Source organism: Dolosicoccus paucivorans, assembly GCF_900100125.1.
In the GTDB taxonomy this organism is placed as follows: domain Bacteria; phylum Bacillota; class Bacilli; order Lactobacillales; family Aerococcaceae; genus Dolosicoccus; species Dolosicoccus paucivorans.
Genome location: NZ_FNEL01000020.1, coordinates 1 through 20820, shown reverse-complemented (window position 1 = coordinate 20820; position 20820 = coordinate 1). Strand labels below are relative to the sequence as shown.

At 38.3% G+C, this 20820-nt stretch carries 18 protein-coding genes; 1 reads left to right on the top strand and 17 read right to left on the bottom strand.

Annotated features, from left to right (window positions below):
* Positions 1-21: 21 nt before the first annotated feature.
* The 17 genes from BLR79_RS04370 to BLR79_RS04290 form a co-directional block, all read right to left on the bottom strand.
* Positions 22-1062, bottom strand: coding sequence for a glycosyltransferase family 4 protein (locus BLR79_RS04370; protein ID WP_092085240.1), 1041 nt, complete (start codon positions 1060-1062; stop codon positions 22-24).
* Positions 1059-1895: an ammonia-dependent NAD(+) synthetase gene (gene nadE, locus BLR79_RS04365; RefSeq protein WP_092085238.1), complete on the bottom strand. Its 837-nt coding sequence runs from the start codon at positions 1893-1895 to the stop codon at positions 1059-1061. Before nadE ends, BLR79_RS04370 begins: the two co-directional genes overlap by 4 nt.
* Complete coding sequence (locus tag BLR79_RS04360) at positions 1895-3379, bottom strand: nicotinate phosphoribosyltransferase (RefSeq protein ID WP_092085236.1); 1485 nt, start codon at positions 3377-3379, stop codon at positions 1895-1897. The genes nadE and BLR79_RS04360 overlap by 1 nt, the downstream gene beginning before the upstream one ends.
* Positions 3380-3484: 105 nt before the next feature.
* Positions 3485-4558: a hypothetical protein gene (locus BLR79_RS04355; RefSeq protein ID WP_143338776.1), complete on the bottom strand. Its 1074-nt coding sequence runs from the start codon at positions 4556-4558 to the stop codon at positions 3485-3487.
* Between the two features lie 115 nt (positions 4559-4673).
* Complete coding sequence (locus BLR79_RS04350) at positions 4674-6065, bottom strand: sugar transferase (protein ID WP_092085232.1); 1392 nt, start codon at positions 6063-6065, stop codon at positions 4674-4676.
* Positions 6066-6193: 128 nt separating this feature from the next.
* Positions 6194-7174, bottom strand: a complete 981-nt coding sequence (locus tag BLR79_RS04345) for a ribose-phosphate diphosphokinase (RefSeq protein ID WP_234970812.1) — start codon at positions 7172-7174, stop codon at positions 6194-6196.
* 35 nt (positions 7175-7209) lie between these two features.
* Positions 7210-8580, bottom strand: a complete 1371-nt coding sequence (glmU, locus tag BLR79_RS04340) for a bifunctional UDP-N-acetylglucosamine diphosphorylase/glucosamine-1-phosphate N-acetyltransferase GlmU (protein ID WP_092085228.1) — start codon at positions 8578-8580, stop codon at positions 7210-7212.
* Between the two features lie 133 nt (positions 8581-8713).
* Positions 8714-9850, bottom strand: a complete 1137-nt coding sequence (locus tag BLR79_RS04335; protein ID WP_200778861.1) for a mannitol-1-phosphate 5-dehydrogenase — start codon at positions 9848-9850, stop codon at positions 8714-8716.
* Positions 9850-10296, bottom strand: coding sequence for a PTS mannitol transporter subunit IIA (locus tag BLR79_RS04330; RefSeq protein ID WP_092085224.1), 447 nt, complete (start codon positions 10294-10296; stop codon positions 9850-9852). The genes BLR79_RS04335 and BLR79_RS04330 overlap by 1 nt, the downstream gene beginning before the upstream one ends.
* A gap of 27 nt (positions 10297-10323) precedes the next feature.
* Complete coding sequence (locus BLR79_RS04325) at positions 10324-12051, bottom strand: PTS mannitol transporter subunit IIBC (RefSeq protein WP_234970811.1); 1728 nt, start codon at positions 12049-12051, stop codon at positions 10324-10326.
* 78 nt (positions 12052-12129) lie between these two features.
* Positions 12130-13002: a metal ABC transporter permease gene (locus BLR79_RS04320; RefSeq protein ID WP_092085222.1), complete on the bottom strand. Its 873-nt coding sequence runs from the start codon at positions 13000-13002 to the stop codon at positions 12130-12132.
* Positions 12939-13655 carry a metal ABC transporter ATP-binding protein gene (locus BLR79_RS04315; RefSeq protein WP_092085220.1) on the bottom strand — a complete coding sequence of 239 codons (717 nt, stop codon included), beginning with the start codon at positions 13653-13655 and terminating at the stop codon, positions 12939-12941. The genes BLR79_RS04320 and BLR79_RS04315 overlap by 64 nt, the downstream gene beginning before the upstream one ends.
* 75 nt (positions 13656-13730) lie before the next feature.
* A complete protein-coding gene (locus BLR79_RS04310) occupies positions 13731-14660 on the bottom strand; it encodes a metal ABC transporter solute-binding protein, Zn/Mn family (RefSeq protein ID WP_159427592.1) in 930 nt (309 codons plus the stop codon).
* Positions 14661-14934: 274 nt separating this feature from the next.
* Positions 14935-15996 carry a M28 family peptidase gene (locus BLR79_RS04305; RefSeq protein ID WP_092085216.1) on the bottom strand — a complete coding sequence of 354 codons (1062 nt, stop codon included), beginning with the start codon at positions 15994-15996 and terminating at the stop codon, positions 14935-14937.
* Positions 15997-16007: 11 nt separating this feature from the next.
* Positions 16008-17621 (bottom strand): peptide ABC transporter substrate-binding protein, encoded by a 1614-nt coding sequence (locus tag BLR79_RS04300; RefSeq protein ID WP_092085214.1) that lies wholly within the window; start codon positions 17619-17621, stop codon positions 16008-16010.
* A 211-nt stretch (positions 17622-17832) separates the two neighbouring features.
* Complete coding sequence (locus BLR79_RS04295) at positions 17833-19026, bottom strand: YcjF family protein (RefSeq protein ID WP_092085212.1); 1194 nt, start codon at positions 19024-19026, stop codon at positions 17833-17835.
* Positions 19027-19049: 23 nt separating this feature from the next.
* The gene (locus BLR79_RS04290; protein WP_092085210.1) at positions 19050-19742 is read right to left on the bottom strand and encodes a zinc metallopeptidase; all 693 of its coding nucleotides are present in this window, start codon (positions 19740-19742) and stop codon (positions 19050-19052) included.
* A gap of 166 nt (positions 19743-19908) precedes the next feature.
* Here BLR79_RS04290 and BLR79_RS04285 point away from each other — a divergent pair, with 166 nt between their 5' ends.
* The gene (locus BLR79_RS04285; RefSeq protein ID WP_092085208.1) at positions 19909-20463 is read left to right on the top strand and encodes a DUF924 family protein; all 555 of its coding nucleotides are present in this window, start codon (positions 19909-19911) and stop codon (positions 20461-20463) included.
* Positions 20464-20820 lie beyond the last annotated feature (357 nt).

Here is a 20820-nt window from a genome sequence, read left to right as displayed (position 1 = left end):
TCTTCTATCGACCGTTGAGGGTTATTTGTTATCTTTTTTCAAATACTTCATCCACCCAATTAAACTTAAAATAAGTAACACAACTACCAACAATATACTGTGACGGTACTGATAATAAGTGTAAGTTAACGAAGCTAATAGACCACTGACGATAGTTAAGCTCACCAGACCAAAAATAATTTGTTGAACATGCCAACCTGAGTGAAGCATGCGGTGATGTAAATGTTCCTGGTCTCCTTTAGAAATCGAGTGCCCACTGAATAACCGACGAACGAGGGCATAAAACGCATCAAAAACCGGAATTAAGTAGACAAGTAAAGGCATTAACAGTGTATAAAAACTCGCATTTTTTAAACCAGAAACAGAAAAGACAGCACACATAAAGCCGATAAATAAAGAGCCGGTGTCACCTAAATAAATTTTAGCCGGTGGCCAGTTAAAAAACAAAAAACCGATGATTGCACATACAAGAAGGAGCATCATTTGGATTAAGCTCTTTTGAACCGTTAAGCTAAAATTTAAACTAATTAACGCCAGCATGATTAAACTCGTCGCCGAAACGCTAGAAGCGACACCGTCTAATCCGTCGAGTAAATTAACACTATTCGTTAAAAAGTAAAACCATCCGATGGTCGCTAAATAGATGAGGCTTTGTTTTACTCCTGGTGATAACGTAGACAGTAAATAATACGGAGCGATTTGAATATCTGTTTGAGCATACAAAAGATGGCTCGCTATTAAAATACCTATCGACTTTTGAACGGGTGATAAAGGGTGATAGTCATCAATGATACCTGTCACCAATACAATTAAACTACTCATCGCCAACGTTTTTGTAAAAGGTGAAAAAGGAATCTTTAATAAATAAACGCCTGCCCAAAAGCTAATAAATAAAGCCACTCCTCCAAAGGTCGCTACGTTATTTTGAGACTTAATACCATGGGGATCTAAATCGTAAATTTGACGTTTCTTAGACCAGTAAATCAATCCATAAGTTAAAAAAGCGGATAGTAGGCCTGTTGTTAAATAGACCCATCCGCCTTGTTGTAAATAATCCTTCATCCGTTAGAACGCCAGAAATCATCAAAGATCGTAATCGGCAAGTGACGTTTATGGCGGGAACCTTGATAGAGAGCTTCAATTCTTTCAGCATCTTGGTTTGATACTTCTTGTCCGGTTAAGTATCGATCAATCGCTTCATAAGTTACACCAAGAGCTTCTTCGTCAGGTTGCATCGGGCGATCATCTTCTAAGTCTGCCACGGGAACTTTCTCATAGAGTTCCGCTGGAGCGTTTAAATAACGTAACATTTGGCGACCTTGTTCTTTCGTTAAGCGCCATAAAGGCATTAAGTCTGCTGCCCCGTCACCGAATTTCGTGAAAAACCCGGTCACACTTTCCGCCGCGTGATCAGAACCTAATACCGCTCCTTGAAGTTGGCCAGCAATCGCATATTGAGCGACCATGCGTTGGCGCGCTTTAATATTGCCTTTATTAAAGTCCCCAATAGCAAGGCCTTCTTTTTCAATGGTTTCAACTAGAGCATCAGTCGCTGATTGAACATTGACTGTCATCACTTTGTCAGGTTGGATAAAGTCTAACGCTTTTTGAGCATCGTCTTCATCCATTTGAGTGGCATAAGGTAAACGTACCGCAATAAATTGATAGTCGTCGTTTTTAGTTTCTGCTCGTAATGACTCTACGGCTAATTGCGCTAACTTCCCTACTAACGTGGAATCTTGTCCCCCACTAATTCCTAAGACGTAAGTTTTTAAAAAGGGATGAGCAATTAAATAATCCTTTAAAAACTGAACCGTTCGCTCCACTTCATACTGGGGGCTAATTTCAGCTTCAACTTTTAGTTGCTCAATAATTTCTCGTTGCATCGGGCGCATTAAGCATCATCCTTTTGATTGTCTTCAATAATTTCTTGAACATATTGACGAATATCGCTAATACTTTCCATTTTGGCATCGTATAATTTTTGGGATAAGTCCACTGGATATTTTTGAGGGTTTAAAATACGTTTGTATTCATCCCATAAATTATCAATCCCGTGAGTCGCATAGTCTTTAATGTCTTTTAGTTTTGGTAAGTCGTAGACTTGTTGACCTTCTTTATAAATATCGATTAATAATGGTCGAGCAGTAAAGTCTTTGACTGTTTTGTTAATGTACGTATGGACCGGGTGGAACATGAATAATTCGTCTAATTGATCGGGACGTTCTTCAATAAAGCTGACGTAATCGCCTTCTGATTTTCCGTCTTTATTACTTGTGATACGCCACACTTGCTTAACCCCTGGGGTGGACATTTTCGCAACGTTACTTGATACTTTCATTGTCGGTTGCATGACACCGTCTTCATCTTCAATACTTACTAATTTATAAACTGCTCCTAAAGCCGGCTGATCAAAAGCGGTAATAATTTTTGTTCCGACGCCCCAGTCGTTAATTTTAGCGCCTTGCATACGTAAGTTTAAAATCGTTTTCTCGTCTAAATCGTTTGAAGCAACAATTCGGACCTCTTCAAAGCCGGCTTCATCTAGAAGTTTACGAATTTTTTTCGATTGGTAAGCCATGTCTCCTGAGTCGATTCGGACGGCTTGGAAATTAATTTTATCCCCTAGTTCTTTGGCGACACGAATCGCTGTAGGAACACCTGAGTGTAATGTGTCATAAGTATCCACTAAAAAGGTCACGTTTTTGTGGGTATTAGCATAGGCCATAAAGGCTTCATATTCATCGCGGTAAGCTTGAACTAAAGAGTGAGCATGGGTTCCTGAAACAGGAATACCAAATAACTTCCCGGCACGCACGTTACTTGTGGAGTCAAATCCGCCGATATAAGCAGCTCGGGTTCCCCAAATCGCCGCATCCATTTCTTGAGCACGGCGAGAACCAAATTCAGATAGACGGTCTCCTTCACCTACTACACTACGCATTCTCGCAGCTTTTGTTGCGATAAGTGTTTGGAAGTTAATAATATTCAAAATAGCTGTTTCGATGAGTTGGCATTGTCCTAACGGGCCTTCAACTTGAATGAGTGGCTCGTTTGCAAAGCATAACTCCCCTTCTTGCATCATACGAACATTACAAGTGAACTTAAAATCTTTTAAATAATCTAAGAAATCTTCTTCATAGCCAATACTTCTTAAATAATCAATATCACTTTCAGTAAAGTGCAATTGGTTTAAGTATTGAACAATATGTTCTAAGCCGGCAAAAACCGCAAATCCATTGCTGAAAGGATTTTCACGAAAGTATCCTTCAAAGACTGCTGTTTTTTGGTCAATTCCTTGTTTCCAATAAGTTTGAAGCATATTAATTTGATATAAGTCAGTGTGTAACACTAAACTATCGTCAGGAAAGTTATACATCGCAAACAACCTCTCTTATGATATATTGTTATTATTGTATCATACTCAAAAAAAGTTGAAACTAAAAAAGCACCGCCTTCTTCAAAGATCGGTGCCTTCTTTCTTTTATTCAGTTGCTTCTTCTTCTACTTCTTCCATTGGCTCTTCTATTGGCTCATCGGCATCTTCTTGTAAAGCTTCTTCTTCTTCGACTTCTGTCGGTTCAACAGGTTCAGCAACTTCTTCCTCTATAACCGGTTCAGGAGCAATTTCAACACCCGTTGGAACGGTAATATCAAAGGTTTCTCCGTGATGAGAGAACGTTAAATTCATTATAATACGGACACTATGAAGTTTATCTTCTTGCGAGATTTCAGATGCTTCGTTTGGTTCTTCTACGAAATCATCAACCATTAGCGTCATATCGATTTCCAGACGGGTTAACTGTTTCATTTCTTTATCGTAAGCGATTAAATACGTTGGATTAGACTGGAAGAACTTAATAAAGTGCTCACGGCTATAGAGCTGATCAATCACTTCTTGCATTTCTTGCGGAGTGGGTTGTTCTAAACCTTCTACCTCAGCTTGTTGTTCTGCTTGTTCTAGCGCAGCTTTTCTTACTTCTTCGAAAAAGCCTGCTTGGTCTAATTCATCATAAAGTTGCCCACCATCAATATTTTCTTTTAAAGTAAAGAGATGTTCAGTGTCTGTTTCTTCATAATTCATATACTTTAAGAACGTATCTTCTAGCTCTTGGCTCGTATCCATTTGACCTTGAGCATACATAATTTGTTCTCCAATAGCGTTGGCGTAACTAGTCACATCCATCGCAGCCCATTGTTGACCATCGATTTGATAGTAAAGAATTCCTTGACTTAACACTGCGTTAACATCTTTTTCAAGGTCTAACTCTTCGCCAGCGAGTTTAAACTGAGTATTCATTTGACCAATAAATGGATCTAAATTATACTCACCGCTCCACTGAGCGTCGGTTAACATCTTCTCTCCTTCAACGGGAGTTGCTTCCATATGAAGGTTCCCATCAATCCGCATTGAATAAATGGCTTTATTCGCTTCTTGAATCTCATGCCACAATTCTGTCACTTCAGTTGCTTCTTGGGCCAACCCAGCCGGCAGCAACATAGAGCACACCATCCATAAAGCTAAAAGTGACGACATTAATTGTTTGAATCGTTTCATATTATCACCTTCTCCTTTTCTTCTTTCTTTATTATAACACGCATCCTTAAGCTCTTTCATCCATAACCCATTAAAAAAAAGCTTGAGACCTCCATGAGCCTCAAGCTTTAAATCGTTAGCGAATGATTTTAATGTGGTCTGAAAAGTCTTGCCAGTCTAAAATCGGCAGCTGATCACTATCAAGACCGCGAGCGCTAACTTTATCGAATAAAATTTTGATAGTTTGGAAAAGTAAACGGAAATCAAAGGCTAAAGAATAGTCCTTAATGTACAACAAATCAAAGTTTAACTTACTGTTAAAGTCTGTTGTATATTTACCATACACTTGGGCGTAGCCTGTAATACCTGCTCTTACATGATGTCTTAAGCGGTAATAAGGGTTTAACTCTTCAAACTGCTCCACAAAGTGCGGTCTTTCCGGACGTGGTCCTACTAAAGACATGTCGCCTTTTAAGACGTTAATTAATTGTGGGAGCTCATCAATTCGTGTACTGCGAATAAATTTCCCCACTTTAGTTACTCTTGCGTCATTACTTTTTGCTAAAACGGGTCCGGATTCTAATTCAGCGGTTTGGACCATTGAACGAAACTTTAAAATATTAAAGGTGCGATGGTTTTTTGTGACGCGCTCTTGTTTATATAAAGCCGGCCCAGGTGAATCTAAACGAATCGCAATGGCCGTCACTAGCATAATAGGTGACGTAATCACGATTAAAATTAATGAGACGATGATGTCCATTAGACGTTTTAATAATCCTTGTTCAGGGGGTATTTTAAAGGGAGAGACTTCAATGATACTCTCATCTTCAAAGTTCATAATGTTAGGGTTAACCATCATTAAATTCTCAAAGGTCGTACTAATGAATAACTTCTTATTTAATTTCATTAAGTAATCGTAAATACGAATGCGTTCGCTTTCTTCGACATTCCCTGCTAAGTAGACAATATCAACTTCGTCAGATAGATCGCGCACATTGTAGTAATAATTAGAAAGCACTACGTGACTGACTTCATGGCGACGGTTGTTCATTAACTCAAAGTTTTTAACCGCTTCAAGGACTCTAGACTCTTCACCAACAACCATCACTTTTTTCTTGCCGCTTATTTTGTGATAGGCCCAATAAACAAAGCCATTCCAAGCAAATAAGCCAATTGTTCCGATTAGTAAATTAATAAATAATACTGAACGGGGAAAAGACAGCCAACGGCCAGCAAAGGTCAGCGCCATAATGTAGACGTTTAACGCTAATTGACTGAGTAAAGATAAATAAAATAAATCCATTAATGTTTTGTTGTAAAACACATAAGTGCCAAACAACATATTAATGACAATAAAGCCGACCACAATCCATGGCCAACTATGAGTAAAGGCTGCTAAATTACGTTGAGGAATTGCGCCTGCAAATTTTAAGTAAAACGATAAGTAAATACAAACTAAAGTAACCATAATAGCAACAAGGGTTACTGCGACTCGAAGAGCACCATTCCATTCTGAACGATGATTCATTGGATTCTTCCTTTCTGTTCAAATATATTGAAAGCTTCTCTCATCTTATCACAAAACCTTAGCCAATTCATCTTCATTTTTTGAAGAAAAAAACCCACCAAACCAAATGATTTAGTGGGTTCAATGGATTATTCAACATCAAATTTTTCGACGAATAATGGACTGACAGCACGATCAGAATAAATACGGCTAATCGCTTCTGCTAATAGTTTTGAAATAGAGACGGATTCCATATTATTTGGAATTCTATCTTCGGATAATTGAATAGAGTCTGTGACGATGACCTTTTTAATCGCTGAATTTTCTAAGCGGTCTTTAGCCGGCCCAGAGAAAATAGCGTGAGTACAACAAGCATATACTTCTTTAGCTCCGCGGTCTTTTAACGCTTGAGCTCCTTGAACAATGGTTCCTGCTGTATCGATCATATCGTCAATCATAATACAAATCTTACCTTCAACTTCACCAACAATGCTCATCACTTCGGCTACGTTAGCTTTTGGACGGCGTTTGTCGATAATCGCAATCGGTGCTTTTAAAAACTCTGCTAATGAACGCGCACGCGTTACGCCACCGTGGTCTGGCGAGACAACAACGACGTCTTCTCCATATAAATTATTTTCGATAAAGTAGTTTGCTAGTAAAGGCGCTCCCATTAAGTGGTCCACTGGAATATCAAAGAACCCTTGAATTTGTGGTGCGTGTAAGTCTAACGCTAAGACGCGGTCCGCTCCAGCGCCTTGTAACATATTAGCTACTAATTTAGCAGTAATAGGCTCACGAGGACGTGCTTTACGGTCTTGTCTTGCGTAGCCATAATATGGCATGACCACGTTAACTGTCTTAGCACTTGCGCGACGTAATGCATCAATCATAATTAATAACTCCATTAAGTTGTCACTTACTGGGTAAGATGTTGATTGAAGCACATATACATGGTCCCCACGAATACTTTCTTCAATATTGACAATAATTTCTCCATCCGAAAAATGGGCAATTTTTAAACTGCCTAATTCTAAACCTAACTCACTTGCTACTTTTTCCGCTAACGGTTTGTTTGAGTTTAAAGAAAATAAACGTAATTTATGTTCCGTCTCACATAATTCTGTCAATTTATGTTCCTCCATCTTTTTGTTGATTACCTTCTCTACTTATTATTAAATTTTTCCCAATAATTTTCAATGTTTTTTTGGTTTATTCTAGAAATCGCTAAAGATTTTGTAGGTACATCTTTCGTTACTGTCGTTCCTGCACCAATCACTGTTTCGTCTTCGATCGTAACAGGTGAGATAATTTGGGAATCGCAACCAATAAATGAGCGATTTCCTACAATACTTCTAAACTTACGCTTCCCGTCATAGTTAACAAATACTGTTCCTGCGCCTACGTTAACGTCTGACCCCATATCTACGTCTCCAATATAAGATAAGTGACCAATTCGCGTCTTTTCGCCTACGACACTATTTTTAACTTCAACAAAGTTACCAACATGCACATCGGCTTTTAAATGAGTATCCGGTCTTAAATGAGCAAAAGGACCAATGGTGACCCTTTCATCCACAATGGATTGATTGATCACTGATTGACGAATATAAGTATTCGATTTAATGGTGCTATCGATAATTTCGCTATGAGAGCCGATAATACTTCCCGTTTGAATGGTCGTTTCACCTTTTAAAATGACGCCCGGTTCTAAAGTAACGTCGGGTTCAATCGTTACATCCGCTCCAATATAAATACTGTCTGGATCGATCATCGTTACTCCATTTAACATGTGAGTTTCGTTAATGCGTTGTTGCATGAGTTTGGTTGCTTTAGAAAGAGCCACTCGGTCGTTGACCCCTAAAGCTTCCTCTTCATTTGGTAAAACGTACCCGCCGACTATTTCCTTTTGATTAGTAATAATTTCAATGACATCGGTTAAGTAATACTCACCTTGCGCATTGTCATTAGTAATTTGACTTAACGCTTCAAAAAGTGTTTTATTATCAAAAACATAAGTTCCTGTATTAATTTCTTGAACTGCTTTTTCTTCAGCAGAGGCATCCTTTTCTTCAACAATATAAGCCACTTCATCTTTGTCGTTACGTACCACACGACCATAGTTCGTTGGATTATCTACGACGGCAGTTAAGATAGTCGCTTTAGCATTCGTCGCTTCGTGGTAATTGAATAATTCTTCTAACGTTTGTTCTGTTAAAAGAGGGGTATCTCCACAAATAACAAGGGTATGACCTTCTTCATCTTTTAAAGCTTCTTCGGCTTGTCTAACCGCGTGCCCGGTTCCTAATTGTTCTTCTTGATAAACATACTCGCTACGTTGTCCTAAAACTTCTTTGACTGCTTGGGCTCCGTGTCCAGTAACAGTAACGACTTTAGAAACGCCACTACCTTTTACTGCGCGAAACACATGCTCTACCATGGAAAGTCCAGCAATAGAATGAAGGACTTTATATAATTGTGATTTCATTCGAGTGCCTTTACCGGCAGCTAAAATAATTGCAGATCGCTTTTTCATGCAATAGCTCCTTTTTTGATAGATTAATCACTTTTATTATATAGAACTCTAACTCTATTGTATAGCTAGACAATTCTTTATTTTCAACGCAAAAAAGCTCTACCAATATTTAGCATTGATAGAGCTTAATGACTTAGTCGACTTTAGAAATGATTTCAGAAATTAATTCTTCATCATTTAATCCAGTAACTTCAGTTACCACATCGTGTAAGTCGCTTGATTTTCTCATTTCTTGAAGTTGAACACTTTGTTCATCCGCTGGATCTTCGTAGTTAAAGATTAAGCCCACGGTATCTAATAAAGCACCGTAAGATAAGCCAGCCTCTTTTAATTCGCGAATTGGACGAATGAAACGTTCTTCGTAACCTAATTTACGAATTGGTGTACGAGCAACACGAGCTAAATCATCTGAAATATGAGGGTTTTGGAAACGCTCAACAGTTTTATTAGCGTAGTCTTCTAACTCTTGAGTATCAAAGTCCCATTTTGCTTTAAGTAGACTACCTGTTTCAGCTAATACACGTTTAACTTGGTCTAATACGCGCTCATCTTCTAACGCCTCATCAACAGTCTTATGACCATAATGACTTCCTGTGTAAGCTGTTGTAGCGTGACCTGTATTGACTGTAAATAACTTACGTTCGATAAACGGTGTTAAATCTTCAACATATTTAACGCCTTCTAAGTCGATGTTCGTTGCTTTTAAGTCTTTACGCTCGATGACCCACTCTTTAAATGGTTCTACCATAACATATAATGGGTCTTCATGTTGTTGTTGAGGAACAATACGGTCAACGGCAGCATTAGGAAAGCCAACGTACTCCGCAACATAGTCTTTATCTTCTTCTGGTAAGTATTTCAATACTTTCTCTTTAAGAAAGCTTGAGCCACCAATCATATTCTCACAAGCAATCACATCTAAAGGTTGTTGAACACCTTTTTGTTTGCGCTCTTGTAAACCTTTAGCGATCGATTCGGCAATAAATGGTAAAACGTTAGGACCTAAAGCGGTCGTTACAATATCTGCTTCAGCTACCGCGTGGACAACTGCATCCATATCTTCACGGCTATTAATTCCTGAAACATTTTGGATTTCTTTTTCTTTTCCGCTTCCATCGGCAAAGCCAATCTTATAAGCATGACGACGATTTAATTCGTCGATCACTTCTTCGTTAACGTCAACAAAAGTCACTTGGAATCCGTTATCTGCTAACACTTCACCGATAAATCCACGTCCAATATTTCCTGCCCCAAAATGGACTGCTTTCATTATGATTCTACCTCCTCAAGAAGTCTAATAATCTCTTGTTTGTCTGTTGCGTTTGCTAGTAAAGCGACGTTGTCTACGTCAGAACAAAACACCGCAATTTTAGATAAAACGTCTAAGTGTTCGTCACCAACGCCTGCAAGACCAAAGACCACCATTGCCATTTGCTCTTCTTCATCTGGGTTTTCGTTAAAATCGACGCCAAAAGGAATTTGAACCACAGAAATTGCTGTTTTCTTGACGTGCTCTTTCCCTTCATCTGTTCCGTGAGGAATCGCAATAAAGTTACCCATATGAGTGGTTAAGACAACTTCACGGTCTGCCATACTATCTAAATAATCCTCATCTACTGATCCTGCGTCAACAAGTAGTTGACCTGCTGTACGAATCGCATCCCATTTGTTGTCAAAGGTTTGGTCTAATAAAATTAATTCAGGTTGTAACTTCATGAATATCTCCTTTCTTTTACAGTTTAACTAGGCTTTTAACTGCTCAATTAAACGATCGTATTGAGAGTTTTCTAAGAAGTTTTCGACTGATACGTGAGTTGAAGAAGGTGCTTTTTGTTTAGCACGTTGTGTTAATTCTTCTTGTGTAATGACGAGTGTGCTTGCGTCATCAGTTAAATTATTGATTGCTGAGTTTGTCACTGGTAAATCTAAGCCAGCTTCTTTAACTTTCTTACGTAATAAAGATGCTCCCATCGCACTAGATCCCATTCCAGCATCACATGCGAAAATAATACGCTCTACGCCGCTGAAGTCACCTGAAGCCACTTCGATGGATGAATCAGCTGCGGCACCTGTCGTTTCAGATACCCCTTCTAAACGCTCAATAACGCGGTCATATTGATCTTCGTCTAAGAATGACGCCACACTGATCACTTGCTCTTTTGGTAAGTTTGATACATTTTCAAAAGTTTCATCATGAATAATGTATAGATCCGTTGGATTAGCTGAAACTGTTTTAACTGATTCATATACCACTGGAATGCTGACATCTTGACGTTTAAATTTGTTTCTTAAAGTAGATGCACCCATACCAGTTGACCCTTTATTGTTACCGTAGACGAAAATAACCCGTTCAATTGAAGGAGCTACACTTTGCCCTTTAGATGCTTGTTTTGCAGATTTTGTCGCTGCTACTTGTTCTTCAAAGTTATCTTCATCAGAACGATCCATTCTTAAGATAAGAGCTCCAATAACAAAGGATACAATGGTACTAACAATAACCCCTGCTAAAACAGGTACATAGCCACCCCGTGGAGTCATACCTAAAATCGCAATAATCGATCCTGGAGAGGCTGGTCCACGTAACCCAGCACCTAACATTTGGAACATCAGTGTTCCGGACACCCCACCAGCAATGACTGCTAAGAACATTAATGGTTTCATCATTACGTATGGGAAGTAAATCTCATGGATACCTCCAATGAAATGAATAAACGCAGCACCTGCTGACGATGCTTTGGCTGATCCTTTTCCAAAGAATAGAAAAGCTAACAAAACTCCTAAACCTGGTCCAGGGTTAGCTTCTAATAGGAATAAAACAGATTTACCCAAAGAATCAACTTGATCCGCCCCTAACGGAGTGAAAATACCGTGGTTGAGGGCGTTGTTTAAGAACAATACTTTTGCTGGCTCAATTAAAACGTTTGCTAACGGTAATAAATGAGCACGCACAATCGCTTCCACTCCAGTTGCCATGGCACCTGTCAATCCAGCTACCACAGGCCCGACCACTTTAAATGCAATTAAAGATAATGCAAACCCTAATAGACCACTAGAAAAGTTATTAACTAACATTTCTAATCCAGAGCGCACTTTATCTTGGAAGAGTTCATCAAATTTCTTAATAACCCATCCACCAAGTGGCCCCATGATCATACCACCAATAAACATCGGTACATCTGTTCCGACAATGGCTCCCATTGTCGCAATCGCACCGACAACAGCCCCGCGTTGGCCATAAACAACATTACCACCTGTATAACCAATCAATAATGGCAGTAAATAAGTAATCATTGGGTCAACCATTGATGCGAATTCTTCGTTAGGTAACCATCCATCAGGAATAAATAGAGCCGTAATAACGCCCCACGCAATAAATGCTCCGATGTTTGGCATCACCATTCCACTTAAGTTGCTCCCTAACTTTTGAATACTCGCTTTTAAATTTGTGGAATTTGTCCTTCCATCTTTCACTTACATTCTACCTCCTGATAATTGTTTGAATTAATTATACAGTTTTTATAATTTTTTCCAATATCTTTTTAACTATTTTCATTTATACATTTTATGATCTAAAGGCTTATGCACTTCAGGAGTTTCTTTATACTTTTCTCGTTTCATTCGTTTAGACATGGTGTCGTAAAATGTAACCAATAAAAATAAAATTAAAAAGCCTAAAGTGATTGAAGCTCCGGGAGGAGTATCCCAATGATAAGAGGCAGTCAGTCCTGTATAAATTCCAATAACATTGATTATAATACCAATAATAATTGCTTGGGTGAAGTTCTTTGAAACTTTTATTGCAGTAGCTGCTGGTATAACGATGAGAGCTGATACTAATAAAGCACCGACGATCGGCATCATAATGCTAATCGCCACTCCCGTTATTACAGAAAATAAGATCGACATTAATTTAATAGGAAGTCCGGCTGTATGAGCAGTCGCTTCATCAAAACTCATCACATAAAGAGGTTTTCTGAAAATAACATAAAGTAAAACAACGGCTACAGCCAAAGTGATTAATAGTTTTACTTCATGAGAAGAGATTAAAACAATCGAACCAAATAAAAACTGATCAATTTTTATAGCTGAAGCGTTCCGACTCAAGTTCATTAACACTAAAGCTACTGCCATTCCTCCCGCCATCATCATCGCAATGGACACTTCAGAGTAATGTTGGTAAACCGTCCTTAAATACTCAATCAATACAGATGCAACCACAACTACTAAAAGAGTCGTGTAAGTAGGGTTCCATTGAAGTAGTAAACCTAACGCTACTCCTGCTAAAGAAATATGAGATAAGGTGTCTGATAGTAAAGATTGGCGCCTTAAAATAAGTAGTAAACCTAAAATCGGCGTAATTAGTGCGACGGCTGTTCCGGCGATGAAGGCTCGTTGAATGAAGTCATACTGAAACATCTCCATGGTGTGCCCTCCTGTCTAATTAAGCGAATCTCACGGTCATACAGCCCTTCAATTTCATCATCAGCATGAGTGATCATTAAAATGGCTTTGCCGTGATGTTTAGCGCTATGATTTAATAATTTATAAAAATTTTTGCGAGATTGGATATCCATTCCTGTTGTTGGTTCATCTAAAATTAAAATATCTGGATCCATCGCAAAAACACGGGCCAGACTAATACGTTGTTTTTGCCCTCCTGATAAATCTCCCACTCGTTTGTGACGTTGTTTTTCCATCCCGACTGATTTAAGAGCTCGGTCTACGTGTTCATAGTCAATCGCTGTTAGTGGTTTAAACCAACGCCCTTTAGGATATCGTCCGCTTTCTACTAGTCGCTGGACAGTACTTGGAAAACCTGCATTAAATGAGGCAACGTTTTGAGGAACATAGCCAATCGTTAGTTTTTCGCCGTCTTTGTTGGTTTTTGCAATATGAACTTTTCCCGTGGCTGGTTTTAATAAACCCAGCACGCTTTTTATTAAAGTCGACTTGGCTGCTCCGTTTTCTCCGGTTAAAATAACAAACTCACCGGCATCTAGCTGGAAATTTACATCATTAAGAACTTTTTCTTCATCATAATAAAAGGACAAATCTTGTACTTCAATCAATGCCATAATATCCTCCTTTGCATATAAATAAAACGAACAAGTTACTTCTATTATAGCAACTTGCTCGCTTAACGTATAATTTTAATTATTCATTAATGATTGTAAATTTTCTTCCATTAGATCAAAATAGTCTTTTCCTGCTTCTTCATCTTCTTTTGATAAAGATTCAAGGGTTCTTAAAGGAAGTAACTGTGCGCCGGTTGCATCTGCGACAGTTTTAGCAGTAGCGTCATTTAACGTCGGCTCAACATAGATTGTTTTAATATTATGTTCTTTCACAAAATCTTGGACTTTCGCAATCGATGCAGCACTTGGTTCTTGTGTAGTAAAAATACCTGTAATAGCTTCTTGTTCTAAGTTATAAGCGTGGGCTAAATAACCAAAAGCTGCGTGTTGGACAACAAAAGTACGATCTTGACGGCGTTCTAATTCACTTTCAAACTTTTGATGTAATTCTTCTAAGCGTTTAACCAATTCTTCTTTGCGAGCCATATACTCAGTTTCATTGTCTGGATCAGCTTTACTTAAAGCGTTAGCCACATTTTCAGCTTGTTGGGAGTAAAAGATAGGATCTAACCATGTGTGGGGATCATATTCGTGATGGTGATCATGGTCGTCTTCATGGTCATGATCATGATCATGATCGTCACCACGTAATAACTCTAAGCCTTCAGTTGCTTTAATTACTTTAACGTGGTCGCTATCTAAAGAGTTCAGGACAGCTGGGACAAAGTGCTCCATTTCATCGTCTTGATAAATAAATAAATCTGAATTTTGAATCATAGCTACGTCTTTAGCACTTGCTTCATAGTCATGGGCGTCTTGTCCACCTTGAATTAACATATTAACTTCCGCATGATCACCCGCAATTTCAGAAGCTAAAAAGTATACAGGATAAAAAGTAGTCGTCACTTGCATTTTGCTTTCTGCCTTAACTTCTGGTTGGATTAAACTTGCTAGTACACTTACTGTTAAAACTAAGGCTAGCGCTACTCGAAATAATTTCTTCATCATGTAAGCTCCTTCTTATAAGTTTCTTTTCAAATGTAATCAACAATCATTCTAAACTGACTCTAGTTGTGGATTCTACAACTTTAAACTTTTGTTGTCAATAACTAAATTAAATAAGGGATGGTTTCTTAGACTAATCTAATAGAAATGTCATACGAATGAGAGTGACAAAAGTAGTGAATTGTACATTCATTGAAGAAAATATTTATTTTATTAATCAAAAAATAAAATTTAAATTAAAAATCTCCCAGTCCTTTGGACTGAGAGATTTATATTACATCGTTTTTATTTCTTCTACACGTTCCTTATTCAGCTCTTTTACTATGTGAACAAGAATATCTAACACCGACTGATAATCCCTTGTTCTAATTAACGATTGGTGGCTATGAATATAGCGACCTGGAACAGCTAGACAGGTACTTGGAATACCTTCTTGAAGTAATTGAGCTTGTCTAGCATCTGTTCCGCCTGTCGCGAAGAAGTATTGATGAGGTACTTCTTTTTCTTCAGCTAGCTGAAAAATAAATTGACGTAATTTCTTATGAGAAATCATTCCAGGATCATGAACTCGCAGTAAAAAACCTCCACCTTGTTGCCCTTGACCCTCCTCATTGATAAAGTCATTTACCGGGGAACATTCTAAGGCGATAAATAAATCAGGTTTTAACTGATTAATCGAACCGATAATTCCTCTTGTTCCGACTTCTTCTTGCGTAGAAGCACCGGCAATGAGTGTAACGTCTAGGGCTTCATCTGCTACTTGCTTTAATGTGTCTAAAGCTAATGCACACCCGACGCGGTTATCAAACGCTTTGGAGATCAACGCTTTTTTATTTGCTGCCTTTATGAATGAACTGTCAGGAACAATCGAATCTCCGGGCCTTACACCGTAAGCCCAAGCTTCGTCCTTTGATTCAAATCCCGCATCAAAAATTAAGTTTTCGACATTAAAAGTGCCTTGCTCACTCATTAAATGGGGCGGAATAGACGATGAAACACAAGGAAAGTCTCCTTTATGGCTGACTAAAGTGTAGCGCTGAGACGAAACTGAATAAGGATTCCATCCACCGATCGGAACGGCGTAAAAGGTTCCGTTATCGCGAATTTCTTTGATCATAAAGCCTATTTCATCCATATGACCAGCAATCATTACGCGAGGTGCTTTTTTATCTTTTGCATATTTTACACCAAATGCTGATCCTAACCCTGAAATAACTACTTCATCGCTATATTCTTCTAAAATCTCTTTTATATAATGATGAACTTGTCCTTCATCGCCAGCAATCCCTGGCAACTGGGACAGTTCTTTCACTAATTGAATGGATTCGTCTTTCATTTATGCCTCCATTAATCTTCAACGGTTACTTCTTTTAAGTTAATTCGTCCAACTTTATCGGGTCCGATATTTTTAACACGAGGTTGTTGAACCGATAAATGTGTGTAGTAGTAAATCGGAATAACAGGCATGTCGTTCATCATCACAGCTTCAGCATCTAGAAGAAGTTGAGTTCTCTTATCTTCATCCAATTCAGCAGAAGCTTCTTCCATGAGACGAGTAAATTCATCATTACCCCAACCTGTTTGGTTATTTGGTGTGTCTTTTGTACGATACATATCTAAAAAGTTAAAGGCATCATTATAATCTCCTGCCCAACCTAGACGTGCTACTTGGTAGTCTAATATATTTACTTTATCTAAATAAACTTGCCATTCTGAGTTATCGATCGTGACATTCACACCTAATACATCAGTCCATTCTTGTTGAATAAACTGAGCAATCGCCGAATGATCTTCACTTGTATTAATGGATAAAGCAATTGTCAACTCTTCTGGCGACTTCATGTCTAATTCTTCTAACCCTTTTTGTAAAAACTCTTTAGCCGCTTCTGGATCATTGTCTTTGAAGTAATCTCTTGGTTCTTCAAATCCTTTCACTGTGGATGGAACGATCCCCGTCGCCGGTTCTTGCTCTCCTTTAGTGACTTGTTCGACTAGTTGCTTGCGGTCAATTGCACTAGCTAGAGCTTTACGAATATTAACATTTTGCATAATGGGATCTGTCGTATTAACTTTATACCAATAAATACTTGAGATAGGTTCAACATTTAACTGATCTTGGTTCTTATATAGTTGAATAAAATCCGTTGCTACTGTCGAATAAGGAGCGCCTATATAATCAAAATCGCCTGCTTGGAATGCTGTGTTAGCTGTTGTTTCAGATTCAACAATTTGCACATTGACTTTGTCTAACTTCACTTTGTCTCGGTCCCAATAATGTTCGTTAGGAGTTAATGTATAATCTGCTTGGTGGTTCCATTCGCTTAAAACAAAAGGACCATTAGTCACGAAGTCCTCTCCCGCTTCTGCAGCCCAAGCATCGTTTCCTTCGACGGCTGATTGATAGACTGGCGCAAAAGCGTAGTGACTTACTTGTTCTAAAAAGTAAGCTGCCGGTGCTACTAAAGTGATTTCTAAAGTATGATCATCCACCGCTTTAATGCCAACTTCTTCTAGAGAACCATCTTCTTCATGGTAAGCCTTAGCTCCTTTAATGACATAATACAAGTTTCCTCGCTGAGAACCTGTATCTGGATTGAGTAATCGTTTCCAAGAATATTCAAAATCTTTGGCAGTAACTGGTTCACCATTGGACCACTTTCCTTCTGGTTGTAAATGGAATGTATACGTTGTCCCATCTTCAGAAACTTCCCAAGACGCAGCTGCTCCAGGAATAATTTCTCCCTCTTTATTCACTTTTGTTAACGTCTCAAACACATTATCAATGACAGAACCAGAAGTAGTATCTGTCGCTAGTGCTGGGTCAACTGTAGGTGGTTCAGAAGCGGTCGCTAGATTTAATACCTTTTCTTCAGCGTAAACTACTGATCCTGAAAAGAAAATAGGTAAAATTAGTAACGCTAGTAAACATATGATGATATTTCTCTTCTTAATTATACTCATTTCTTATCACTCTTTCATATTATTGATATTATCATATCATTTTTTAACTTTTTAATCAATATATAATTTTAATCAATAAAAAAGAGATGACTTTCATCATCTCTGTAGCATCTTTTTCTTTCCTGACGCTTTTTTCGTAGGGAACATAATAGGAAATGTAATGAATGCTGTTAAAAAACTAATGATCCATCTTTTCTTCATTCTTTCTTCCTTACTTTAAAAAACTATTTAGCCATTCAGGCAAAACTTCTTTTTTTACTTTTTCTGGTAAAAATTTATTTACTTCTTTTAATTGATCAGAAAAGTTCTTGTTCATTAATGTTTGAAGTTCCGCTAAAGGAATATTGCGCCCCATCATCTCGGCACGTGCTAGTTGTTTTAACACTTCGATATAACTGTAAGCTAACGCAATCGTTAACGATCCTGCAGTAATGCCACTAATGGCCCCGCCTGCTACTGAACCAATTCCAGGAAAGAATTTAAAAGCGGAAGAAACAATATATTTACCTAACATTGTTGCCCCACTCGTTCCACCAATCCCTGCTAAGAGGCTGACGATTTGTGCTTTATCCAAGCCTAGTCCAAAGATCGATGTAATATGAGCAAGCATTCCGATTTGCATTGGAACAAGCACTGCTGCATCAGCTACAGGAATGGGAGTAAACCCAACACCAAAGGCTGTGGTGATATACTTTTTAGCCCAACTTCTTGCGCTTGTTACTTTTCTTTCTAAATCGACTTGTTGGGCGTTGATAAAAGACGCATGAGCTTCTTGAGGTAAAACTGCCATCGTAATATCAATTAAACCTTGCAAGCCAAAGGCTGGAATGACATTTTCTTCACTTAAAACATAAGGTTTAGCTAAAACCGGAACAATGGCTTTAATCGGAAGGTTTTGCTTTTGTAAATATTCTTCAAAATGATAATACTCTTGCCCGATGGCTTGTGTTAATACTAAAATAACTGGCACTTGTTTAGCGATCGCGCTAATAAGTTCTTCTTCATAAGGCTCAATACGACGCATATTCGCATTCAGAGTATAATAAACTAAATGGATCGCATCTTTTGTTCCTTTATTATCCTTAATTAAATCCGAAATGCTTGTTAACACTTCGTGTTGCGCTTTAGAAGTGAGCTCTAATCCTTTTGTATCGTATAAAGTGATCGGCATACCCTTTTTAGTAATTTTTTCAATATGCTGAGTGACTGGAGCACCTACGCCTGTTTCGGCAATTTTTTCACGAAAGAGTGCGTTGATTAAGGTACTTTTTCCACTTCCTGTTTTACCAGCAACGATAATGTTTGTCGGTGGCATTTTATCGACTTCTTGTTGAGTCTTTTTGAGTAGATCGTCGGCTAATCCTTTATCCACTCGTTTTGAAATTAATTTGTTCCAAATGCTCATTCAAACACACTCCTTTTTAGTCTTTAACGACGTCGATTAGTTAGCATAATAAAGCGTAGTAATTGAAGTCCACTACTAATTGCAGCAGCCACATAAGTTAAAGCAGCTGCGCCTAATACTTTTTTAGCTGGACCGATTTCAGCAGGTAACAATAATCCTGTTTGACCTAGTACCGCAATCGCTCGACGACTCGCATCAAATTCAACAGGTAATGTTACTAATTGGAAAACTAAAACAGCAGAAAAGGCAATAATTCCTATTTTAATTAGTCCGGCAAAGTTTAAAAGTAATCCCACTAAAATTAATGGCATCGCAATCGCAGAGCCAAAACGAGTGACCGGCACTAAGGCACTTCTTAATTTAAGCGGTGCATAACCTTTAGCATGTTGTACGGCGTGACCGCACTCGTGAGCTGCCACTGCCACAGCAGAAATAGAGGTCGATCGGTCGGTCGCATCAGATAAACGTAACACTTTATTTGTCGGATCATAGTGGTCCGTTAAATGCCCCGGTACATGTTCTACTGTGACATCATATATATGGTTAGCTTCTAAAATGGCTTGGGCAGCTTGGTGACCCGTTAATCCCCGCTCAGTCGGTACATCCTTATAACGATTAAACGTACTTGTAACTTTAAATTGGGCCCACATGGCAATCGCCATCCCAATAAGGACTAATAAATAAGTAGAGTCTATTGAATAATACATTGGATACATAATCATTCTCCTTCTTTGCGTTTTAAATCGTACTTTAATTATAGCACAATCCCCATCTAACTCTTATTCTAACCCTTTGACCGACTAAACACATTAGTCTAAAGTCTGATTTATTTTGATCAATTCTTAAAACGTGCTATATTATATTAAAAAGGAGAGGTCTAGTATGACAATTCACCCTCAAGCTCAAGATGTATTAGATTTTTGGTTCGCTCAAGAAAATGAAGAAAAACTATTTCAAGTCGACCCTCACTTCGATCAAGAAATTTACGAGCGTTTCTTTGATTTATGGCAAGCTGCTAGTCAAGGCTCTCTATTTTCTTGGCGAAATACTGCTTTAGGTCGTCTGGCAGAAATTATCGTCTTAGATCAATTTTCTCGCAATCTTTGGCGAGACGACGCGCGTTCTTTTACTCAAGATCAAATGGCTCTCGTTTTATCTCAAGAACTGATTGCTTTAGACGAGTTTCAACAATTTGACGAACGACAAAAACAATTCGCTCTCATGCCTTGGATGCACTCCGAGTCAGCAGCGATTCACACCCACGCTTTAGATTTATTCAAAAAGTATACAAACGATCAAATTGTCTCCTTTGAATTAAAACATAAAGAATTGATCGACGAATTTGGTCGCTACCCTTATCGAAATGATATCTTAAACCGCGAATCTACCCCAGAAGAAGAAGAGTTTTTAGCTTACTGGAATGGATTTCATGGATAACAAAAAGGCTTTGAACGGCTAAGCATATATAGTGACCCCAAAAAGTTAGACTAGATTTTATGAAGAGTTACCCCAATAATGGGTAGCTCTTTTTTGTGTTTCTGAAAGATTCAATAAAGATATAAAACTTAAGTTGCTTCAAGGTGACCAATTTCGCAAGAACAGAGGAGCTGCTAATTGACCTAACCAAAACATCTCATCAGACATCCAGGCTTGTCAAGAGAAAGAGCGAAGCGGCTCTTGATAAGTCTGGATGGTTTGTGAAACCATTGAGGTTAGGTGATTTACGACATGTTTAGGCACTTAAAAGTAATTGTTGTTGTCTGTATTCGACAGGACTTAAATAGCCTAATTTCT